Origin of the sequence: Methylibium sp. (genome assembly GCF_013817365.1) — a bacterium.
GTDB lineage: Bacteria > Pseudomonadota > Gammaproteobacteria > Burkholderiales > Burkholderiaceae_C > Methylibium.
In genome coordinates, this window is record NZ_JACDCU010000026.1 from 1 (window position 1) to 17,906 (window position 17,906).

16 protein-coding genes and 2 pseudogenes are annotated in these 17,906 nt (G+C 69.1%); 10 read left to right on the forward strand and 8 right to left on the reverse strand.

Annotated elements, in window-relative coordinates; all coding sequences use genetic code 11:
- The 6 genes and pseudogenes from H0W38_RS03345 to H0W38_RS03370 all read left to right on the forward strand — a co-directional run.
- A pseudogene (locus H0W38_RS03345) lies at window positions 1-202 on the forward strand (VapC toxin family PIN domain ribonuclease); the annotation flags it as partial.
- A 32-nt stretch (window positions 203-234) separates the two neighbouring features.
- Window positions 235-858, forward strand: a complete 624-nt coding sequence (locus H0W38_RS03350; protein ID WP_292451191.1) for an L-threonylcarbamoyladenylate synthase — start codon at window positions 235-237, stop codon at window positions 856-858.
- 55 nt (window positions 859-913) lie between these two features.
- Window positions 914-2,284 carry an aspartate aminotransferase family protein gene (locus H0W38_RS03355; protein WP_292451193.1) on the forward strand — a complete coding sequence of 457 codons (1,371 nt, stop codon included), beginning with the start codon at window positions 914-916 and terminating at the stop codon, window positions 2,282-2,284.
- A gap of 66 nt (window positions 2,285-2,350) precedes the next feature.
- A complete protein-coding gene (locus tag H0W38_RS03360; RefSeq protein WP_292451194.1) occupies window positions 2,351-3,325 on the forward strand; it encodes a TAXI family TRAP transporter solute-binding subunit in 975 nt (324 codons plus the stop codon).
- Between the two features lie 184 nt (window positions 3,326-3,509).
- On the forward strand, window positions 3,510-6,086 hold the full coding sequence (locus tag H0W38_RS03365) for a TRAP transporter permease (RefSeq protein WP_292451196.1): 2,577 nt from the start codon (window positions 3,510-3,512) through the stop codon (window positions 6,084-6,086).
- Between the two features lie 68 nt (window positions 6,087-6,154).
- Window positions 6,155-6,838 carry an aspartate/glutamate racemase family protein gene (locus H0W38_RS03370; RefSeq protein WP_292451197.1) on the forward strand — a complete coding sequence of 228 codons (684 nt, stop codon included), beginning with the start codon at window positions 6,155-6,157 and terminating at the stop codon, window positions 6,836-6,838.
- A 106-nt stretch (window positions 6,839-6,944) separates the two neighbouring features.
- Here H0W38_RS03370 and H0W38_RS03375 read toward each other — a convergent pair whose 3' ends face one another.
- From H0W38_RS03375 to H0W38_RS03400, 6 genes are all read right to left on the reverse strand, one after another.
- Entirely contained in the window at window positions 6,945-7,298 is a 354-nt protein-coding gene (locus tag H0W38_RS03375; RefSeq protein ID WP_292451198.1) for a glutaredoxin family protein, read from the reverse strand.
- A gap of 175 nt (window positions 7,299-7,473) precedes the next feature.
- Window positions 7,474-7,821 (reverse strand): RidA family protein, encoded by a 348-nt coding sequence (locus H0W38_RS03380; protein ID WP_292451200.1) that lies wholly within the window; start codon window positions 7,819-7,821, stop codon window positions 7,474-7,476.
- Window positions 7,818-8,465, reverse strand: coding sequence for a glycerol-3-phosphate 1-O-acyltransferase PlsY (gene plsY, locus H0W38_RS03385; protein WP_292451202.1), 648 nt, complete (start codon window positions 8,463-8,465; stop codon window positions 7,818-7,820). Before plsY ends, H0W38_RS03380 begins: the two co-directional genes overlap by 4 nt.
- Window positions 8,466-8,552: 87 nt before the next feature.
- Window positions 8,553-9,041, reverse strand: a complete 489-nt coding sequence (locus H0W38_RS03390) for an aminoacyl-tRNA deacylase (protein ID WP_292451204.1) — start codon at window positions 9,039-9,041, stop codon at window positions 8,553-8,555.
- Entirely contained in the window at window positions 9,031-10,344 is a 1,314-nt protein-coding gene (locus H0W38_RS03395) for a sensor histidine kinase (RefSeq protein ID WP_292451206.1), read from the reverse strand. Before H0W38_RS03395 ends, H0W38_RS03390 begins: the two co-directional genes overlap by 11 nt.
- A 119-nt stretch (window positions 10,345-10,463) precedes the next feature.
- Window positions 10,464-12,353, reverse strand: a complete 1,890-nt coding sequence (locus H0W38_RS03400) for an acyl-CoA synthetase (protein ID WP_292451207.1) — start codon at window positions 12,351-12,353, stop codon at window positions 10,464-10,466.
- 67 nt (window positions 12,354-12,420) lie between these two features.
- Here H0W38_RS03400 and H0W38_RS03405 point away from each other — a divergent pair, with 67 nt between their 5' ends.
- The gene (locus H0W38_RS03405) at window positions 12,421-13,173 is read left to right on the forward strand and encodes a 2OG-Fe dioxygenase family protein (protein WP_292451209.1); all 753 of its coding nucleotides are present in this window, start codon (window positions 12,421-12,423) and stop codon (window positions 13,171-13,173) included.
- Here the strand turns inward: H0W38_RS03405 and H0W38_RS03410 are convergent.
- On the reverse strand, window positions 13,158-13,646 hold the full coding sequence (locus tag H0W38_RS03410) for a GNAT family N-acetyltransferase (RefSeq protein ID WP_292451211.1): 489 nt from the start codon (window positions 13,644-13,646) through the stop codon (window positions 13,158-13,160). The genes H0W38_RS03405 and H0W38_RS03410 overlap by 16 nt on opposite strands.
- A gap of 126 nt (window positions 13,647-13,772) precedes the next feature.
- On the opposite strand from H0W38_RS03410, the gene msbA reads away from it, so the two are divergent.
- The gene (msbA, locus tag H0W38_RS03415) at window positions 13,773-15,539 is read left to right on the forward strand and encodes a lipid A export permease/ATP-binding protein MsbA (protein ID WP_292451212.1); all 1,767 of its coding nucleotides are present in this window, start codon (window positions 13,773-13,775) and stop codon (window positions 15,537-15,539) included.
- Here the strand turns inward: msbA and H0W38_RS03420 are convergent.
- Window positions 15,459-16,442, reverse strand: a complete 984-nt coding sequence (locus H0W38_RS03420; protein ID WP_292451214.1) for a hypothetical protein — start codon at window positions 16,440-16,442, stop codon at window positions 15,459-15,461. The two genes, msbA and H0W38_RS03420, sit on opposite strands and share 81 nt — an antisense overlap.
- Window positions 16,443-16,526: 84 nt before the next feature.
- On the opposite strand from H0W38_RS03420, the gene H0W38_RS03425 reads away from it, so the two are divergent.
- Window positions 16,527-17,705 carry a glycosyltransferase family 9 protein gene (locus tag H0W38_RS03425; protein WP_292451216.1) on the forward strand — a complete coding sequence of 393 codons (1,179 nt, stop codon included), beginning with the start codon at window positions 16,527-16,529 and terminating at the stop codon, window positions 17,703-17,705.
- Window positions 17,702-17,906: pseudogene (locus tag H0W38_RS03430) on the forward strand (glycosyltransferase family 1 protein); the annotation flags it as partial. The gene H0W38_RS03425 and the pseudogene H0W38_RS03430, both read left to right, overlap by 4 nt.

The following is a 17,906-nucleotide window of genomic DNA, read 5'->3' on the forward strand; positions in this document are numbered from 1 at the left end:
GCACCGCATCCTGCCCTTCGACGCCGAGGCTGCCGCCCAGGCCGCCCTGATCGGCGCTGCCCGCCAACGGGCGGGACGCCCGGTGGACGTGCGCGACACCCAGATCGCCGGCATTGCCATCGCCCGCCGGGCAACGCTGGCAACGCGCAATGTGCGCCACTTCGAGGATCTGCCGACGCCCGTGATCAACCCCTGGGGCTGAGCGACGGAGCGCTTGGCAGCCGACAATCGGCCATGGCCCAGTACTTCGAGGTCCACCCGGAGAACCCGCAGCCGCGCCTGCTCAAGCAGGCCGCGCAGATCCTCCATGGCGGCGGCATCGCGGCGATTCCCACCGACTCCAGTTACGCGCTGGTCTGCCACCTCGACGACAAGACGGCCGCCGAGAACATGCGGCGCATCCGTGGCGTCGACGACAAGCACCACCTCACCCTGCTGTGCCGCGACCTGAGCGAGCTGGCCGGCTACGCACGGGTGGACAACCGGCAGTACCGGCTGCTCAAGCTGGCCACGCCGGGGCCTTTCACCTTCATTCTGCAAGCCACCAAGGAAGTGCCGCGGCGCGTGTCGCATCCGTCGCGCCGCACCATCGGCCTGCGCGTGCCTGACCATGCGGTGACGCAGGCGCTTCTCGACGCTTTCGGCGAGCCCCTGCTCGCCACCACCTTCATCCCGCCGGGTGAATCCGAGCCGCTGAACGACCCGCAGCAGATCCGCGAGCGCTTCGAGAAGCAACTGCACGCCATCGTCGATGCGGGTGCGTGCACGATGCAGCCGACCACGGTGGTCGATCTGAGCGGCGAAGCAGCGGTGCTGGTGCGGCTGGGCCGCGGCGCGCCGGCCGCGCTGGGGTTGTGAAGGCATCGACTGTGACCACGCGGCCCACCGCGCCGGACCAGACAGGAAGATCGCAATGAACGCACCCGACACATCCCGTTCCGTCGGCGGCCCGGTCATGCACCGCCATCTGCACCACTTGCCGCCCGTGGCGGTGTCCGCCGAGGGCGTGTTCATCACCGATGCCGCCGGCCGGCGCTACCTCGACGCCTCGGGCGGTGCCGCGGTGTCCTGCCTTGGCCACGCACACCCCGCGGTTCTCGCCGCGATGCACGCGCAGATCGACCGCATCGCCTATGCCCATACCAGCTTCTTCACGACCGAGGTGGCCGAGCAACTCGCCGGGCAACTGGTGGCCAATGCGCCGGCCGGCGTCAGCCACGCCTATTTCGTGAGCGGCGGCTCGGAGGCGGTGGAGGCCGCGCTGAAGATGGCGCGCCAGTATTTCGTCGAAATCGGCCAGCCCGAGCGCACGCAGTTCATCGCCCGCCGCCAGAGCTACCACGGCAACACGCTCGGCGCGCTGGCCGTCGGCGGAAACGCCTGGCGGCGTGCGCCCTTCGCGCCCCTCCTCGTGCCGGCCACGCATGTGTCGCCCTGCTATCCCTACCGCGAGCAGCGCGGGGACGAAAACGCCGAGGCGTACGGCCTGCGGCTCGCACGCGAACTCGATGAGACGATCCGGTCCCTGGGTCCCGAGCGCGTGATCGCCTTCGTGGCCGAGACGGTGGGCGGCGCCACCGCCGGCGTGCTGACGCCCGTGCCGGGCTACTTCATGGCCGTGCGCGAGGTCTGTGACCGCCACGGCGTGCTGCTCATCCTGGACGAGGTGATGTGCGGCATGGGCCGCACCGGCACCCTGCACGCTTGCGAAGCCGAGGGCGTGGCGCCCGACCTCATGACCATCGCCAAGGGGCTGGGCGGCGGCTATCAGCCGATCGGCGCCGTTCTGGTGCAGCGGCGCATCGTCGAGGCGATGTCGGCCGGCAGCGGCTTTTTTCAGCACGGCCATACCTACCTCGGCCATCCGGTGGCCTGTGCCGCCGCGCTGGCGGTGCAACAGGTGATCGAACGCGACGGCCTGCTCGAGCGCGTGCAGCGACAAGGCGCGGCACTGGAGCAGCGCCTGCGCGATCGGCTCGGCGATCACCCGCACGTGGGAGACATTCGTGGCCGGGGCCTGTTTTGGGGCGTGGAGCTGGTGCGCGACCGGGCGAGCAAGCAGGCTTTCGATCCGGCCCGGCGCTTGCATGTACACATCAAGACAGCGGCCATGGCGCGCGGGCTGCTGGTTTATCCGATGGGCGGCACGGTCGATGGTCAACAGGGTGAACATGTATTGCTGGCACCGCCTTTCATCGTGGACGATGCGCATCTCGACTTCATCGCCGAGCAGTTGCACGGCGCAATCGACGACGCGATTGCCTCGCTCCCTGCTCCTGACTGAAACTCCTCGAGACGGCGCCACTCGCGCCGCCTCGGCCTGCCGACTCTTTACCCCTGGAGCCATTCCATGATCAAAGCCAGACTCGCTCTCGTCTTCGCCGCCGGCCTTGCCGCCACCTTGGGCAGCCTGCCCGCCGCCGCGCAGCAGAAGTTCGTCACCGTCGGTACCGGCGGCGTGACCGGCGTGTACTACGCGGCCGGCGGCGCCATCTGCCGGCTGGTCAACAAGGACCGCGCCAAGCACAACATCCGCTGCTCGGTCGAATCGACCGGCGGCTCGGTGTTCAACATCAACACCATCAAGGGCGGAGAGCTCGACATCGGGTTTGCGCAGTCCGACGTGCAATACAACGCCACCAAAGGCGAAGGCCAGTTCAAGGACGCCGGCGCCTGGGCCGGCCAGCGCGCCCTGTTCTCGGTGCACCCGGAGCCCTTCACGGTGGTGGCGGGCAAGGGATCCGGCATCAAGAACTTCGCCGACTTCAAGGGCAAGCGCTTCAACGTCGGCAACCCCGGCTCGGGCACGCGCGCCTCGCTGGAGGAAATGATCGCGGCGATGGGCATGAAGCTCGACGACTTCTCGCTCGCCTCCGAACTCAAGGCCGATGAGCACGGCCCGGCCCTGTGCGACGGCAAGATCGACGGCTTCTTCTACGCCGTGGGCCACCCGTCGGCCAACATCCAGGATCCGACCACCACCTGCGGCGCCCAACTGGTCTCGCTGACCGGACCGGCAGTCGACAAGCTGGTGGAGAGCAAGCCCTTCTACGCCAAGGCCACCGTCCCCGGCGGCCTGTACCCCAACAACCCCCAGCCGACAGACACCTACGGCGTGCTCGCCACCGTGGTGACCTCCGACAAGGCGCCGGCGGAAACGGTCTACCAGGTGGTGCGCGCGGTGTTCGAGAACTTCGACGAGTTCAAGAAGCTGCACCCGGCGCTGGCCAACCTCAAGCCGGAGAACATGATCAAGGACGGCCTGTCAGCGCCGCTTCATGAAGGTGCGGTGAAGTACTACAAGGAAAAGGGCTGGATGAAGTGAGCGGGTGCCCTCGGAAGAGGGCATAGGCATAGCCTCTTGGCCGGTTGAAAAGAGCCGGCCTTGTATTGCTCCCTCTCCCAGAGGGAGAGGGGACCAAGACCTGACCCTGCCTCGAGGGAGAGAGAACAAAGGTCCGGCTCTGCCTCGAGAGAGACAGAACAACGATCAACGCGGACGGAGCGCCATGGCCACCGACATCGAGAAGGCGCCCGAGGCGCTGCAGGAGCTCGTCGCCTCCGCCGACACCGGCGCTCGCAAGCTGCAGGGGCCCGCCGGGCATGTGATCTTCGCGCTGGCGCTGTCCTGGGCGCTGTTTCAGTTGTGGTATGCCTCGCCGCTGCCCTTCACCTTCGGCATCGGCATCCTCAACGACACCGAGGCGCGCTCGCTGCACCTGGCCTTCGCGCTCGGCCTGGCTTTCCTGGCCTGGCCCGCCTTCAAGCGCTCGCCGCGCGACCGCGTGCCCCTGACCGACGTGGTGCTGGCGCTGGCCGGCGCCTTTGCCGGCGGCTATTTCCTGCTGTTCTACGGCGAGCTCGCCACCCGCCCCGGCCTGCCGACCACGATGGACATCGTGGTCGCGAGCATCGGCCTGGTGCTGCTGCTCGAAGCCACGCGCCGCGCCGTCGGCTGGCCGATGGCGGTGCTGGCGGCGCTGTTCATCTTCTACAGCATGGCCGGGCCGCTCATGCCCGAGTTGCTGTCGCACCGCGGCGCCTCGCTCAGCCGGCTGCTCTCGCACATGTGGCTGACCACCGAGGGCGTCTACGGCATCGCGCTCGGCGTTTCGGCCGGCACGATCTTCGTCTACGTGCTGTTCGGCACCCTGCTCGACAGGGCGGGCGGCGGCAACTACATGATGCAGGTGAGCTTCGCGATGCTCGGCCACCTGCGCGGCGGGCCGGCCAAGGTGGCCGTCATCTCCTCCGCGCTCAACGGCATGATCTCGGGCTCGTCGGTGTCCAACGTGGTCTCGGGCGGCATCTTCACGATCCCGCTCATGAAGAAAGCCGGCTACGGCGGCGTGAAGGCCGGCGCAATCGAGACCATGTCGTCCGTCAACGGCCAGATCATGCCGCCGGTCATGGGCGCGGCCGCCTTCCTGATGGTCGAGTACGTCGGCATTCCCTACAGCGAAGTCGTCAAGCACGCGCTGCTGCCGGCCGTGCTGGCCTACATCGGCCTGCTCTACATCGTGCACCTCGAGGCGCTCAAGCTCGGCATGCAGCCGATCATCGAGCGGGCGCCGCGCTCCTGGCGCGATTCGATGCTGCGCTTCGGGCTCGGCCTGTCGGGCAGCGCGATCGTGATCGCGCTGCTGTACTACCTGTTCACCGGCCTGGACGCCTGGCTCGGCGCCGCGGCGCCCTGGGCAACGGGTGCGGCGGTGCTGGCGCTGTACTTCGTTTCCGTGCAGCAGGCGGCGCGCAGCCCGGACCTGCCCGAGGACATCGACATCGACAACCCGCGCGCCCTCGACACCTGGCCCACGGTGCGCGCCGGCCTGCACTACCTCATGCCGATCGGCACTCTCATCTGGTGTCTGATGGTCGAGCAGATGTCGCCCTCGCTGGCCGCCTTCTGGGCCATCGCGGTGCTGATCGCCCTCATGCTCACGCAACGCCCGCTGATCGAGCTTTTGCGCGGGCGATCTGCGGCGGGCCATTGGCTGTCCGGTGCGCGTGCCGTGATCGACGGCCTCGAGGGCGGTTCGCGCAACATGATCGGCATCGGCGTGGCCACGGCCACCGCCGGCATCATCGTCGGCGGCATCACGCTCACCGGCCTGGGCCTGCGCATGACGGAGTTCGTCGAATTCGTCTCGCAGGGCGACGTGATCGTCATGCTGCTGTTCGTCGCCTTCGTCTGCCTGGTGCTCGGCCTGGGCGTGCCGACCACCGCGAACTACGTGCTGGTGGCCACGCTGATGGCGCCGGTGGTGGTGGAGCTGGGCGCACGCTCCGGCCTGGTCATCCCGCTGATCGCCGTTCACCTGTTCGTCTTCTATTACGGAATCATGGGCGACATCACGCCACCCGTGGGGCTGGCGACCTTCGCGGCCTCCGCCATTTCGGGCGAGGACGCCATCGCCACCGGCGTGCAGGGTGCGGTCTATGCGCTGCGCACCGTCATCCTGCCTTTCATCTGGATCTTCAATCCGCAGCTGCTGCTGATCGACGTGCACGGCGGCTTCGAGCTGATGCGCGTGGTGCTGGCCTGCACCGTGGCCATGCTGCTGTTCACGGCCGTCACGATGAACTGGTTCCGCGTGAAGAGCCACTGGTGGGAAACCGCCTTGCTCGTCGTCGCGGTGGTGCTGCTGTTCCGGCCCGACTATTTCATGGACCGGCTCACGCCATCGCACCGCCTGCTGCCGGCCGCGCAGGTGTACGAGGTGATCGACAGCCTGCCGCCGGGCTCGCGCCTGGCGCTGATCCTGGAAGGCACGACGATCGAGGGCGACGAAATCACCAAGACGGTGGCGGTCAACCTCGGCGCGGGGGCGTCCGCCCGCCAGCGCCTCACCGAGGCCGGGCTGCAGCTGTTGCCGCTGGGCGATCAGTTGCAGGTGGGCGCCGTGAAGTTCGGCTCCCGCGCAAGCAAGTCCGGGTTCCAGCAGGGCTGGGACGTCTCGGCCGTGCAGCAGCCGACCGACCGGCCCAGCACGCACTGGTTCTACCTGCCCGCGTTGTTGCTTGCCGCGCTGGTGTGGGGGACGCAGGGCCGACGCCTGCCAGCGCCGCGCCTGGCACCGGCGTGAACCCTTTGGCGCGCCGGCCTGGACGACAGCCCGACCCACTGGCGTGGCAGTAGCGCCAAGGAAAGTCGATGAAAAGCACCGCACCGCGTGTCGTGCTGATCCACGCGCTGGCGCACTCGATGGCGCCAGTGAACGCCGCCTTCGAGCGCGACTGGCCGCAATGCCAACGCATGAACCTGCTCGACGACAGCCTTTCGGCGGACTTGGCGCGTGGCGGCCAAGGGCTCGATGCACGCATGCACGATCGCTTCGAGCAGCTGGCCGCCTACGCGGTCGGCTGCGGCGCCCAGGGTCTCCTCTTCACCTGCTCGGCCTTCGGCCCGTGCATCGAGGCCGTGGCACGGCGCCGGCCGGACATGCCGGTACTCAAGCCCAACGAAGCCATGGTGGCCGAAGCGCTGCGCCGCCTGGCGCCCGGCCAGCGGCTCGGCCTGGTGGCGAGCTTCGAGCCGACCTTGCAGTCGATGCCGGCCGAGTTCGGAGCCGGCATCGATGTGCGCACCTGTCTCGCCGCAGACGCCCTCGCGGCCTTGAACGCCGGCGACGGGGCGGCCCACGATGCAGCCGTGTGCGCCGCGGCGCGCTCACTCCAGGCGCAAGGCTGCGCCGTGATCGCACTCGCGCAGTTCAGCATGGCCCGAGCCGCTCCGGCCGTGCGACAGGCGCTCGGCGCAGGGGGCCCGCCGGTGCTGACCACGGTGGACAGCGCCGTCGTGGCGCTGCGCGAGCGGCTCGCAACGTCGACGCGGTGATTCGCGGTCCGCGCCACGCGCGCCGGTCCGTGTCCGCGTGTTCCAGCGCGAGACCCCGCCCATGTCCTCGCCCCGCAGCCGTCTCACGCCCTGCGCCGCACGATCTCTATTGCAGGGCCTCAGCCACCCGCTTCGCGCTGAAACCCACCTGCGGCTCGCCTCGCACCACCAGCAGCGGCGTGCCGGGCGAGCGCAGCGCGGCGAAACGCGCTGCGCAGTCGGCATCGCGCTCGATGAAGCACTCACGGACGGGCACCTCGTGCTCGGCGAACCAGGCCCGGGCCGCATCGCAGTAAGGACAGGTCACCGAGGACAGCATCTCGATGTCGCCAGCGCGCGCCGACTGCGCCACCTGCCCGCCCAGCCGCCACGCCTTGAACTCGCCCCACCCCGTGTTCGCCAGCGCCGCGGCGGCGACGAGCGCCACGAGACCGATCAACGAGCGTGCAGACTGGCGCATGAGTGTTACTCCGTCTCGCGCTGCGAGAGAGTCGGGGTCGAAGCGGGGCGATCGAGCCTCGTGCGCCGAGCCCGCTGAACGGTCCGGACTCGCAAGCCCGGACGCGCACCGCAAGTGAGGGCCGCCGTGCGAGCTGCAACGCGACCCCACCGCTGATCAACAGCACGATCCATCCTCACACCGCCGCCGTCACCACCAGTTCGACCTTCCACTCCGGCTTGGCAAGCGCCGCCTGCACCGTGGCACGCGGCGGTGCGGCGCCGTGCGGCAGCCACTTCTCGTACACCTCATTGAGGGCCGGAAAGTCGCTCAGGTCGGCGATGAAGATCTGCACATGGAGCAGCTTGCTCTTGTCGCTGCCGGCGCGCTCGAGCAGCGCGTCGATGGCGTCGAGCACCTGCGTGGTCTGGCCGCGGATGTCCTGGCTGCCATCGGCCGCGACTTGTCCGGCCAGATAGACGGTGCCGTTGTGCACCGCCATTTCGGACAGGCGGGTGGCGACATCGAAGCGTTGAATCGTCATGAGCGTCCTTTGGCGGGAGTGTGGCCGACGGCTTTGGTCTTCTCGCCGAACTTGCGTTCGGTGCCGGCCAGCAGTTTTTGAATGTTGGCGCTGTGCCGCCAGATCAGCAGCACGCTCATCACCACGATGACTGCCGCCAGCGGGCCCGGCCGCCAGATGAGCAACTGGTAGAAGGGCGCGAACGCGGCCGCGACGATCGAGGCAAGCGACACGTAGCGAAAGAAGAACAGGATGATCGCGAAGCTCGCCAGCGTGGCCAGTGCGAGAAACGGGTTCAAGGCCAGCAGCACCCCTGCGGCCGTGGCCACCCCCTTGCCGCCCTTGAAGCCGAAGAACACCGGCCACAGGTGCCCGACGAAGGCCGCCAGCCCGATAAGCGCCACCGTGCCCTGGCCCAGGCCGTGGTCCGCGCCGAACTGCTGCACGGCCCATACCGGCAGCGCGCCCTTGGCCGCGTCGAGCACGAGCGTCAGGATGGCGGCGGCTTTCTTGCCCGAGCGCAGCACGTTGGTGGCCCCGGGGTTGCCCGAGCCGTAGGTGCGCGGGTCCGGCAGACCGAAGCCGCGGCTCACGATCACGCCGAACGACACGGAGCCGACCAGGTAGGCGGCCACAACGGCCAGCGCGGGATACAGAAAGGGCATGCGCTATTTTGCCCGGCTGCGGGGCTGCTCCCTCTCCCTCTGGGAGAGGGTTGGGGTGAGGGCCCGGCCCGGGCTTCCCGAGCATCGCTAACTGGCGCAATGCACCGGCCGAGCATCCACCAGCTGCAGCGCCGCACGCGGCGCGACCCCGAGCAGAAACCCCCGCCGCCCCCCGTTGATGTAGATCAACGCCAGCTCCAGCACGCTCGCCTCCACGAACACCGGCATGGCCTTCCTCGAACCGAAAGGCGAGGTGCCGCCGACGAGATAGCCGCTGTGGCGCTGCGCCGCCGCAGGCTCGCAGGGCGCCACGCGCTTGCAACCGATCTCGCGCGCCAGCGCCTTCAAACCCACTTGCCGGTCGCCGTGCATCAGCACGATCAGCGGGCAGGCGTTCTCGTCCTGCATCACCAGGGTCTTGACGACGGCATGCTCGTTCACGCCGAGCTGGCGGGCCGATTCGGCCGTGCCGCCACGCTCGACGTACTCGTAGAAATGCTCGGTGAAGGAGAGCTTCGCGCGCTTGAGAAAGACGGTCGCGGGCGTACCGGCACGGCCGTCGATCTCAGTTCGCATACCGGCGCGGAAACAGCACCCGGAACGTGGTCCCCGCCGTCGGCGTCGTTTCGAGCTCGATGGTCGCGTCGAGCAGTTCGCACAGCCGCTTGACGATGGACAGGCCGACGCCCTCGCCGGCTTGCTGATGAACGGGGCGGTCGTCTCGCGCGAGCTCGCGGTTTGCGTCGTGCGAGCCACTGTTCCGATCGCTGTCTGCGTCTTCTTCCAGCAGCTTCGCCTCCGCCGTTGCCTGCTCCATCGCGCCCGCCAGGGGCGCGCCCGGCCCTGCGTGAAAGCCCGGCCCGGTGTCTTCGACGCTCAGCATCCAACGGCGCTCGTCGTCTGCGGCGCTCTCGCCCCAGCGCACGTACACGCCTCCTGTCGAGGTGTACTTCAGCGCGTTCAACACGAGGTTCTGGGCGACGCGCCTGACTTTCACCGCGTCGCCCTCCACCACCCAGGCCTGCGGCCCCTCGGCGTTCAGTGCCAGGCCGCGCTCGGCGGCGAACTTCTGATGGTCTTCGCAGAGTTCCCGCAGCAGCGCCGCGGCGTCGAAGGGCTGGACCTGCCGATGCTCCTGTCCAGCCTGCAGCCGCGCGAAGTCGAGCACGTCGTCGAGCAAGGCATGCAGCGAGGAGACGTTTCTCGTCAACAGGCGCAGGAACTTGTCCCGAAGCGGGCTCGCCAGGTCTTCGCGCTCGAGCACCGCAGTGGCGTTGGACACCACCCCGAGGTTGCCCCGCAGGTCATGCGCGGCTTGACGCCACAACTCTCCGCGCTGCTGCTCCAGCTCGCGAATCTGTTCCAACGCCCGTTCGAGGTCCTTCACATGCCCTCTGGCCTCGACCTGCTGCAACGCGAAGTACTCGCCGGTGCTTTCGCTCACGCCGTCGTTGAACAACTCGGCCAGGCGCCGGCGGGCCGCGAACAGGATTTCACCGGACAGGTCCGGACGAGCCCGTTCGAAGCTTTCCAGCTCGGCGACCAGACACAGGTGCAGGCGACCCAGCTCGCGCGTCACCTCGCGCAGGTCGTAGCCCTGATGCCAGCGGTGCAGGCCGTGCGCCACGGCGTCCTCCACCTGGTTCGCCTTGGAGGCGATGCGCTCGTCGCCCGGCCTGGCCAGCAAGGTCTGCGCGAACGAATCGAGAAGACCCGGGATGTGATCGTGCAACTGCGAAACCGGCAGCGACGCGCCCGTTCTCAACTCGGGATCGCCGCGCACCGCTGTGCGCCATTCGCGCATGATCGCCTCGCGTCGATCGGCCAGGTGCTGCGCCAGCGCAGCGAGCCCTTCGTGCAGGGGATCAAGGCGGTCCATCGTGTCTCCATGAGTCGGCAAGCCAGTCCACGGGAAGGCGGCGCTTCGCGAGGGCGTGCATTGTCCCGTGCCGGCCTCCCGACGGCAAAGCCCACAGCCGTTGTCGGGCAAGTTGCGCTCTAACCCTGCCCCGCCGCCGAGCGTGCCCGCTCTTCCTCCTGCAGCCGCAGCACGCGCCGCTGCAACTTGCCGGTGGTGGTCATCGGCAGGGCATCGATGAACTCGATCTCCTTCGGGTATTCGTAGGGCGCGAGCCGGCCGCGCACGTGCTGCTGGAGCGCATGGACGAGCGCGGCGTCGCCCTTCACGCCGCTCGACAGCACCACGTAAGCCTTGACCAGCGCGCCGCGCTCGGCATCGGGCTTGGGCACGACCGCGGCATTGGCCACGGCCGGGTGCTTGACCAGGCAGTTCTCGATCTCGCTCGGGCCGATGCGGTAGCCGGCCACCTTGAACACGTCGTCGCTGCGGCCCAGGTACCAGAGGTAACCGTCGGCGTCCATGCTCGCGGTGTCGCCGGTGCGGCACCAGGAATCGTCGGCGTCACCGGTGAATTTGCTTCGCGTGGCGGACTCGTTGTTCCAGTAGCCGAGAAAGAAGATCGGGTCGCGCTCGCCGTGGACGTCGCACCGGTGCAGGGCCACGTCGCCCGGCGTGCCGCGTGGCACTTCCTCACCTGCGTCGTCGATCACCGCGATGCGATGGCCGGGATAGACACGGCCCATGCTGCCGGCGCGCGCCGGCCAGCCGGGCAGGCCTTCCCCGCTTGCGCCGTTCTCGCCGGCGAGGCCGCCAGCGCAGTTGCCCACGATGTAGTTGATCTCGGTCTGGCCGAACATCTCGTTGACGGTGAGGCCGAGTGCCTGCTGCACCCAGGCGAACACCGCGTCGCCCACCGCCTCGCCGGCGCTCATGATGGCGCGCAGCTGCAAGGCATAGCGCTCGCGCGGCGCCGGCGCGGCCTTCATCATGGCCTTGAGCGCGGTCGGGAACAAGAAGCTGTGCGTGACCTCGTGGCGCTGCATGAGCTCGAAGGCGCGCAGCGGGTCGAAGCGGCCTTGCGTGCCCACGACGGTGCGGCCGAAGTAGAGCGTGGGCAGCAGTGCGTCCATCAGCCCGCCCGTCCATGCCCAATCCGCGGGGCTCCAGAAGACGCTGTGCGTCTCTTGGCTCTCTGCGGTCGGGCTGTGCCCCCGATTGACAACCGCCCCCTCCGCGCCCCCCCTCGCAGGGGAGGGTTCCGTTGAATCCGGCCACAGCTCGCGCCAAGCACCGTCGAAACCGTTCTGGCTGCAGACGAAGCCCGGCAGATTGCCCAGCAGCGCTCGCTGCGGAATGAGCGCGCCCTTGGGCGGGCCGGTGGTGCCGCTGGTGTAGATGAGGATGGCGGCGTCGCCGGCCTGCGTCGTCACGGCTGCATGGACCGCAGACTCGCGCTGCAGCGCAGCCTGCCAGTCGAGTTCGCCCGTGTGCGCCGCGGCCCCTGCATCGCCGCCGACCACCAGCACCGTCGCCAACTGCGGGCAGCCCGGCCGCGCGGCCCGCAGGTTCGCCACTGCGCCGGCATCGACGATGGCGAGGCGCGCCGCGCTGTCCTGCAGCCGGTATTCCAGCGCTTCGGGCCCGAACAACATCGACAGCGGCATCGCGACTGCGCCGAGCTGCTGGATCGCGATGTGCGCCACCGCGGTCTCGGGCCGCTGCGGCAGCACCAGCGCAACGCGCTCGCCGCGCTGCAGGCCCGCGCGTTCGAGCGCGTTCGCAAGGCGGTTGGCCTGTGCCTGCAGTTCGGCGTAGCTGACGCGCGTGACGCCGCCGTCCTCGGCCTCGTGGACGATGGCGATGCGCTCGCGCATGGCGGCGTCGCGCGCCCAGCGGCCGCAGCAAGCCTCGGCCAGGTTGAAGAGCGGCGGCACCCGCCAGCGAAAGGCGCGGTGCAGGTCTTCGTGGTGATCGGTGGCGGTTGCAGCGGCGGCGATTGCAGCGGGAGCGGCGGCGGTTTCGGTCATGGCTGTACTCGATCGAATCGAACGAATGTGCATGCTAGGCTCGTCGCCGCTCCGAAGACAGCCCGCCATGCACGTCGATCTACAACTGCCCCTCGACCCCGCCACGGCGCAGCAACGACTGCGAACGCAGGGCTTTTGCGTGATGAACACGGCTGCTGTGCTGCGGCTCACCGGGCAGCCGCTCGAATCTTTCGAATCTCTGGCGCGCTACTGGGAGCACCTGCCGCCCGACCAGTACCTCAAGGACGGCGGTCGTTACCGTTTCCGCCGCCACGGCTGCTTTGTGCAGAACGCGGAGCCGGCGACCCTGCAGGCCACGGAGCACCGTGCCCACTGGCAGCCGACGACCTACAACGCCCTGCACGGCGGCATGGAGCGCTGGTTCGAGCCGCTCGACGCGTCGTTGCCGCGCGAGCCGGCCTGGGGCGCGCTGCTGCTCGGTCTGGGCGCCGTGTTCGCCAAGGTGCGCGCGCCGTCGGGTGGCCGCTGGCACATCGAGGCGCACACCTTCCGCATCGACACGTCCGACGGCCTGGGCCGGCCCACGCCCGAAGGCGCCCACCGTGACGGCGTCGATTTCGTCGCCGTGGTGTTCGCCGGCCGGCGCGGCGTGCTCGGTGGCGAGACGCGCATCTTCGAGGCGGACGGCCCGCAAGGCGTGCGCTTCACGCTCGAAGAACCGTGGACGGCACTGCTGCTCGACGACCCCCGCGTGGTTCACGAGAGCACCCCGATCCAGCCGCTCGATCCCCTCGCCAAGGGCTCGCGCGACACGCTCGTGCTGACCTATCGGTCCGGAGGATTTCAGGCGCCGGTCTGAGCAAAGCGCTCGAGCGCCTGGCCGCTGACCCTGCAGATGCGCCAGTCCGGCAACACGCTCGCGCCCATCGCTTCGTAGAAGCGGATCGCCGGCTCGTTCCAGTCGAGCACGCTCCACTCGAAACGCCCGCAGCCGCGTTCGAGCGCGAGCTGGCCGAGCGCGCGCAGCAAGGCCTTGCCGATGCCGAGGCGGCGCTGCTCGGGCAGCACGAACAGGTCTTCCAGGTAAAGGCCGGGCTTGCCGAGGAAGGTGGAAAAGTTGGTGAAGAAGAGCGCGAAGCCGACCACTGCGCCACTGTTCAGCTCGGCGATCAGCGCCTCGGCCACCGGCCGCTCGCCGAACAGGTGCGGATGCAGCGTCTCGGGCGTGACTTCGAGCAGGTGAGTCAGCTTCTCGTACTCGGCCAGTGCGCCGATCAGCGCCACCAGTGCGGGCAGGTCGTCGGGTCGGGCGCAGCGCAGCGCGAAATTCATCGGCCGATTCTGCCGTCGCCCCAGTCGTCGAGTGGGACGCGTGCCATGCCTGCCGCGCCCGAGTCGCCCCTGCGGGGGTCCGCGGCTAAGCATGGACAATCGACCCGCCGCGTGAATCCCCTCCCCGTGACCCCCCCTCCCCGCACCTATCTCTACCGCCGCCTGCTGCGCCGCGTTCGCCCCTACTGGCGCACCTTCGCGATGGGTGTCGTGGCGATGGTGGTCTATGCCGCCACCGAGACGGCGCTGCCGGCGCTGCTCAAGGAACTGCTCGACGGCAGCTTCGTCGAGAAGGACCCGAGCGCGATCCACCTGATGCCGGTGCTCATCGTGCTGCTGTTCCTGGTGCGCGGCCTGGCCGACTTCGGCCACAGCGTGGCACTCGCCAGCGTGGCGCAGAAGGTGCTGGCCGATCTGCGCACCGACCTGTTCGGCAAGCTGCTGACGCTGCCGACCCATCACTTCGACACCCACACCGGCGCCTCGCTGGTCTCCAAGCTGACCTACAACACCTCGCAGGTCACACCGATCATCACCACCGCGCTGGTCACGGTGGTGCGCGACAGCCTCACGGTGCTCGGCCTGCTGGGCTACATGCTCTATCAGAACTGGCGGCTCTCGCTGGTGTTCTTCACGGTGCTGCCGGTCATCGCCTGGGTGATCCGCAAGGCCAGCCGGCGGCTGCGCGGCCTCTCGCGCGAGCAGCAGAAGACGCAAGCCTCGATGGTGCACGTGATCAACGAGGCGATCCGCGCCCACCGCGAGATCAAGGTGTTCGGTGGCGCCGCCTACGAGGCCGGGCGTTTCCACAAGGTGGTGCACCAGCTGCGCCGCTACGCGATGAAGGTGGTGGCCACCGCCGCGGCCAACGGCCCGGTGGTGCAGGGCATCGCCGTGCTGGCGCTGGCCGCGATCATCTACTACGCGGCGCTGCAGTCGCGCCAGAACCAGCTCACCGTCGGCGGCTTCGTGTCCTTCTTCGGCGCGATGGCGCTGCTGCTGGCGCCGCTCAAGCGCCTGTCCAATGTGAACGAGGTGCTGCAGCGCGGCCTGGCTGCGGCCGACAGCGTGTTCGAACTGCTCGACGCGACGGTCGAGCCCGATACCGGCACACGCCGCATCGAGCGTGCCCAGGGCGCCGTGCGCTTCGAGGACGTGAGCCTGCGCTATCCGCAGGCCGAGCGCGACGCGCTGCACGGCGTGAACCTCGACATCCGGCCCGGCGAAACGCTCGCGCTGGTGGGCGCCTCGGGCAGCGGCAAGACCTCGCTGATGGCGCTGATCCCGCGCTTTTACGTGCCCGACGGCGGCCGCGTGCTGCTCGACGGCATCGACGTGCGCGAACTCCGGCTCGCCGACCTGCGCGCCAACATCGCGCTGGTGACACAGCACACCGTTCTGTTCAACGACACCATCGCCGCCAACATCGCCTACGGCGCCGAGCGCGAGGTGAGTGACGCGCAGATCGCCCAGGCGGCCGAGGCCGCGCACGCCATGGAGTTCATCCGCGATCTGCCGCAGGGCCTGCACACCCAGGTCGGCGAAAACGGCGCGCGCCTCTCGGGCGGGCAGCGTCAGCGTCTGGCCATCGCGCGCGCGCTGCTCAAGGACGCGCCGATCCTGCTGCTCGACGAAGCCACCTCGGCGCTCGACACGGAGAGCGAGCGCGCGGTGCAGGCGGCCATCGAGAACCTCAAGCGCGGCCGCACCACGATCATGATCGCGCACCGGCTTTCAACCATCGTCAACGCCGAGCGCATCGTCGTCATGGACCAGGGCCGCATCGCCGAAGTCGGCAGCCACGCCGAACTGCTAGGCCAAAAGGGCATCTACAGCCGACTGCACGGGCTCCAATTCGCCGAGACCGATGACCGGCAACACCGAACTGCGTGAATCGAGCGCCCGAAAACAGCAGAAGCCGTACGCCTCGGTCATGCGGACCAGGCATTCGTCGTTGTTCGAACCGCGCGCATTGCTCTTGAAGAGCGTCACCCGCTGACTGCTGAGCCAGGTCACGGGTTCGGCGTTGTCGCCGACACGGCGGACCCGCGTGCCCTGCAGCCGGAGCATCCAGTTGAGCCAGATATCGTCGGCATTCGGACTCAACGAGGCAAACCGTTGCTCGTCCGTCGCATCGGCGTGCAGGCAGCCCGGGGGATAAAGAACGCCGCCCACGCCCGTCACGAAAAGAGGCGCATCCGGTCCGGTGAAATGCGTCTGCTTGGCCCAGCTCCTATAGGGCAACGGCCGGCCGGCCGCGTCGAACTTCATCAGATGAGCTCGGCGGCAGATCACCGCCGCTGGGTCCGCGCGGTGACCTGCGAGCAGTGAAGCGAGCCAGTCGCGCGGATAGCGCACGTCGTCGTCAGCGGTCACCCAGACCGTGTTCGGCTCGCTTCGAAGCGCCGGAATGCTTTTCAGGTACACCCGCAAGTCGCGCTCGCAGGGCACGATCCGCAGGCCGTACTTCTGCAGGCGTGTGACCGATTCGGGCAGCAGTCGCAGCTCGGGCGCGTGAACCCACAGCACCACCTCGTCGGCCACCGCCGATTGGTTCAGCAAGGACTGCAACGTCAACGCCAGCGTCCCGAAACGGGGGGCGTAAGACGTGAGCGTGATGGACAAGCGCGGGGCCGAACTCGCGGCCTGGCGCGGGTGCCGACGGTAAAGCGCCCACTCGGCTGCGGTGAGCGTGGGCGCGAACAGGCGCTTGAAGCCGTGGCCGACGGAACGCGCACGATGGCGCCAAGGCTTCTCGAGCGAGCGTGCCAGTTTTTGCCAACGGGTTCTTCTCAATCGATTCACCTCGCCTCGGTTGCGCCGCATTCTGCCGCGAGCTTCGAGGCCGCGACGCACAGGCGAATGCCAGAATCCTGGTGAATGCCTGACAACCGTTACCGCGACGTCTCGAGCATCCTCGTTGTGCGCCTGTCAGCGCTGGGGGACGTGACGATGGCCTCGGGTTTGATTCCCGCACTGCGTCACCTCTGGCCCCGGGCGCACATCGCCTGGCTGGTCGAGCCTGCCGCGTCACCGCTGCTCGCGCACAACCCGCGGCTCGACGAGGTGATCGTCTGGCCGCGCGGCGAATGGCAGAAGCTCTGGCGCGAGCGGCGCTTTCTCGAGGTGTGGCGGCGCTTTCGCGCGCTGCGCCGCAGCTTGCGCGAGCGGCGCTTCGACCTCGTGCTCGATGCTCAGGGCTTGCTCAAGAGCGGCCTGTGGTCGTGGCTGAGCGGTGCACCGCACCGGCTATCGCTGATCGGCCGCGAAGGCAGTCACCGGCTCGCTACCGAGCGCGTCGTGCCGCCCGCCGATGTCGGCACGCGGCCGATCGGCGCCGAGTACCGGCACCTCGCGAAGCACCTCGGCGCGCCGGCCGAGGCCTTCCGACTCGACCTCGCCGTGGGTGACGAGGCGAGACGCAAGGCCCGCGACAAGCTCGCCGGCGCGGAGTTGCGGGCGACCGCGCGGGAACACAACGCGCTGGCGGGCCGGCAGGCGGCCTGCGCCGAGCCCCGTGCCGAAGCCCCGCCTCCTCCCCCCGCCTCGTCCGCGCGCTACGCCGTGCTCTGTCCCTACACCACCCGGCCACAGAAGCATTGGTTCGAGGACCGCTGGCAGGCCTTGGCGCGGCGCTTTCTCGAAAGCGGCCTGCGGCCGGTGCTGCTGGGCGGGCCAAGCGACCGGGAGGCCGCGGAGCGCATTGCCGACGGCGTGCCGGGCCTCGTCAATCTGTGCGGCCTGCTGCCGCTCGACGAGAGCGTCGCAGCCATCGCCGACGCCGCCGTCCTGATCGGCGTGGACACCGGCCTCACGCACATGGCCGTGGCGCTCGGAGTACCCAGCGTGGCGCTGTTCGGATCGACCCTGCCCTACCTCGACACCGGCACGGCACGCAGCGTGGTGCTGTACGAGAACCTCTCCTGCGCACCCTGCCGCCGCCACCCCACCTGCGGCCGGCGCTACGACTGCATGCGCGCCTTCGAGGCCGAGCGCGTGTTCGACGAAGCCCTGCGCGTGCTGGCCGGCAGGGTGAGCCTCCGGCTGGCGCCGCTGTGAAGACGCTGCACGTCGAGGCCGGCATGCACCTGTACGGCGGTGCCTTGCAGGTGGTCTTTCTGCTGCAGGGGCTCAGGGCGCGCGGCGAGGAAGCGGTGCTCGTCTGCCCGCGCGGCAGCGCCATCGCGGCGGCGGCCCGGCAGCATGCGGCGCGCGTGCACGAGATCGACATGAAGGGCGACCTCGACATCGGCCTGGTGG

Bases quoted from the DNA above. Each gene is read 5' to 3' on its own strand.
- H0W38_RS03390 (WP_292451204.1), bottom strand. From the start codon at position 9,041: ATGCGAACTGAGATCGACGGCCGTGCCGGTACGCCCGCGACCGTCTTT.
- H0W38_RS03425 (WP_292451216.1), top strand. From the start codon at position 16,527: ATGCCTGACAACCGTTACCGCGACGTCTCGAGCATCCTCGTTGTGCGC.
- H0W38_RS03365 (WP_292451196.1), top strand. From the start codon at position 3,510: ATGGCCACCGACATCGAGAAGGCGCCCGAGGCGCTGCAGGAGCTCGTC.
- plsY (WP_292451202.1), bottom strand. From the start codon at position 8,465: ATGCCCTTTCTGTATCCCGCGCTGGCCGTTGTGGCCGCCTACCTGGTC.
- H0W38_RS03400 (WP_292451207.1), bottom strand. From the start codon at position 12,353: ATGACCGAAACCGCCGCCGCTCCCGCTGCAATCGCCGCCGCTGCAACC.
- H0W38_RS03395 (WP_292451206.1), bottom strand. From the start codon at position 10,344: ATGGACCGCCTTGATCCCCTGCACGAAGGGCTCGCTGCGCTGGCGCAG.
- H0W38_RS03375 (WP_292451198.1), bottom strand. From the start codon at position 7,298: ATGCGCCAGTCTGCACGCTCGTTGATCGGTCTCGTGGCGCTCGTCGCC.
- H0W38_RS03380 (WP_292451200.1), bottom strand. From the start codon at position 7,821: ATGACGATTCAACGCTTCGATGTCGCCACCCGCCTGTCCGAAATGGCG.
- H0W38_RS03370 (WP_292451197.1), top strand. From the start codon at position 6,155: ATGAAAAGCACCGCACCGCGTGTCGTGCTGATCCACGCGCTGGCGCAC.
- H0W38_RS03360 (WP_292451194.1), top strand. From the start codon at position 2,351: ATGATCAAAGCCAGACTCGCTCTCGTCTTCGCCGCCGGCCTTGCCGCC.
- H0W38_RS03355 (WP_292451193.1), top strand. From the start codon at position 914: ATGAACGCACCCGACACATCCCGTTCCGTCGGCGGCCCGGTCATGCAC.
- H0W38_RS03350 (WP_292451191.1), top strand. From the start codon at position 235: ATGGCCCAGTACTTCGAGGTCCACCCGGAGAACCCGCAGCCGCGCCTG.
- H0W38_RS03410 (WP_292451211.1), bottom strand. From the start codon at position 13,646: ATGAATTTCGCGCTGCGCTGCGCCCGACCCGACGACCTGCCCGCACTG.
- H0W38_RS03405 (WP_292451209.1), top strand. From the start codon at position 12,421: ATGCACGTCGATCTACAACTGCCCCTCGACCCCGCCACGGCGCAGCAA.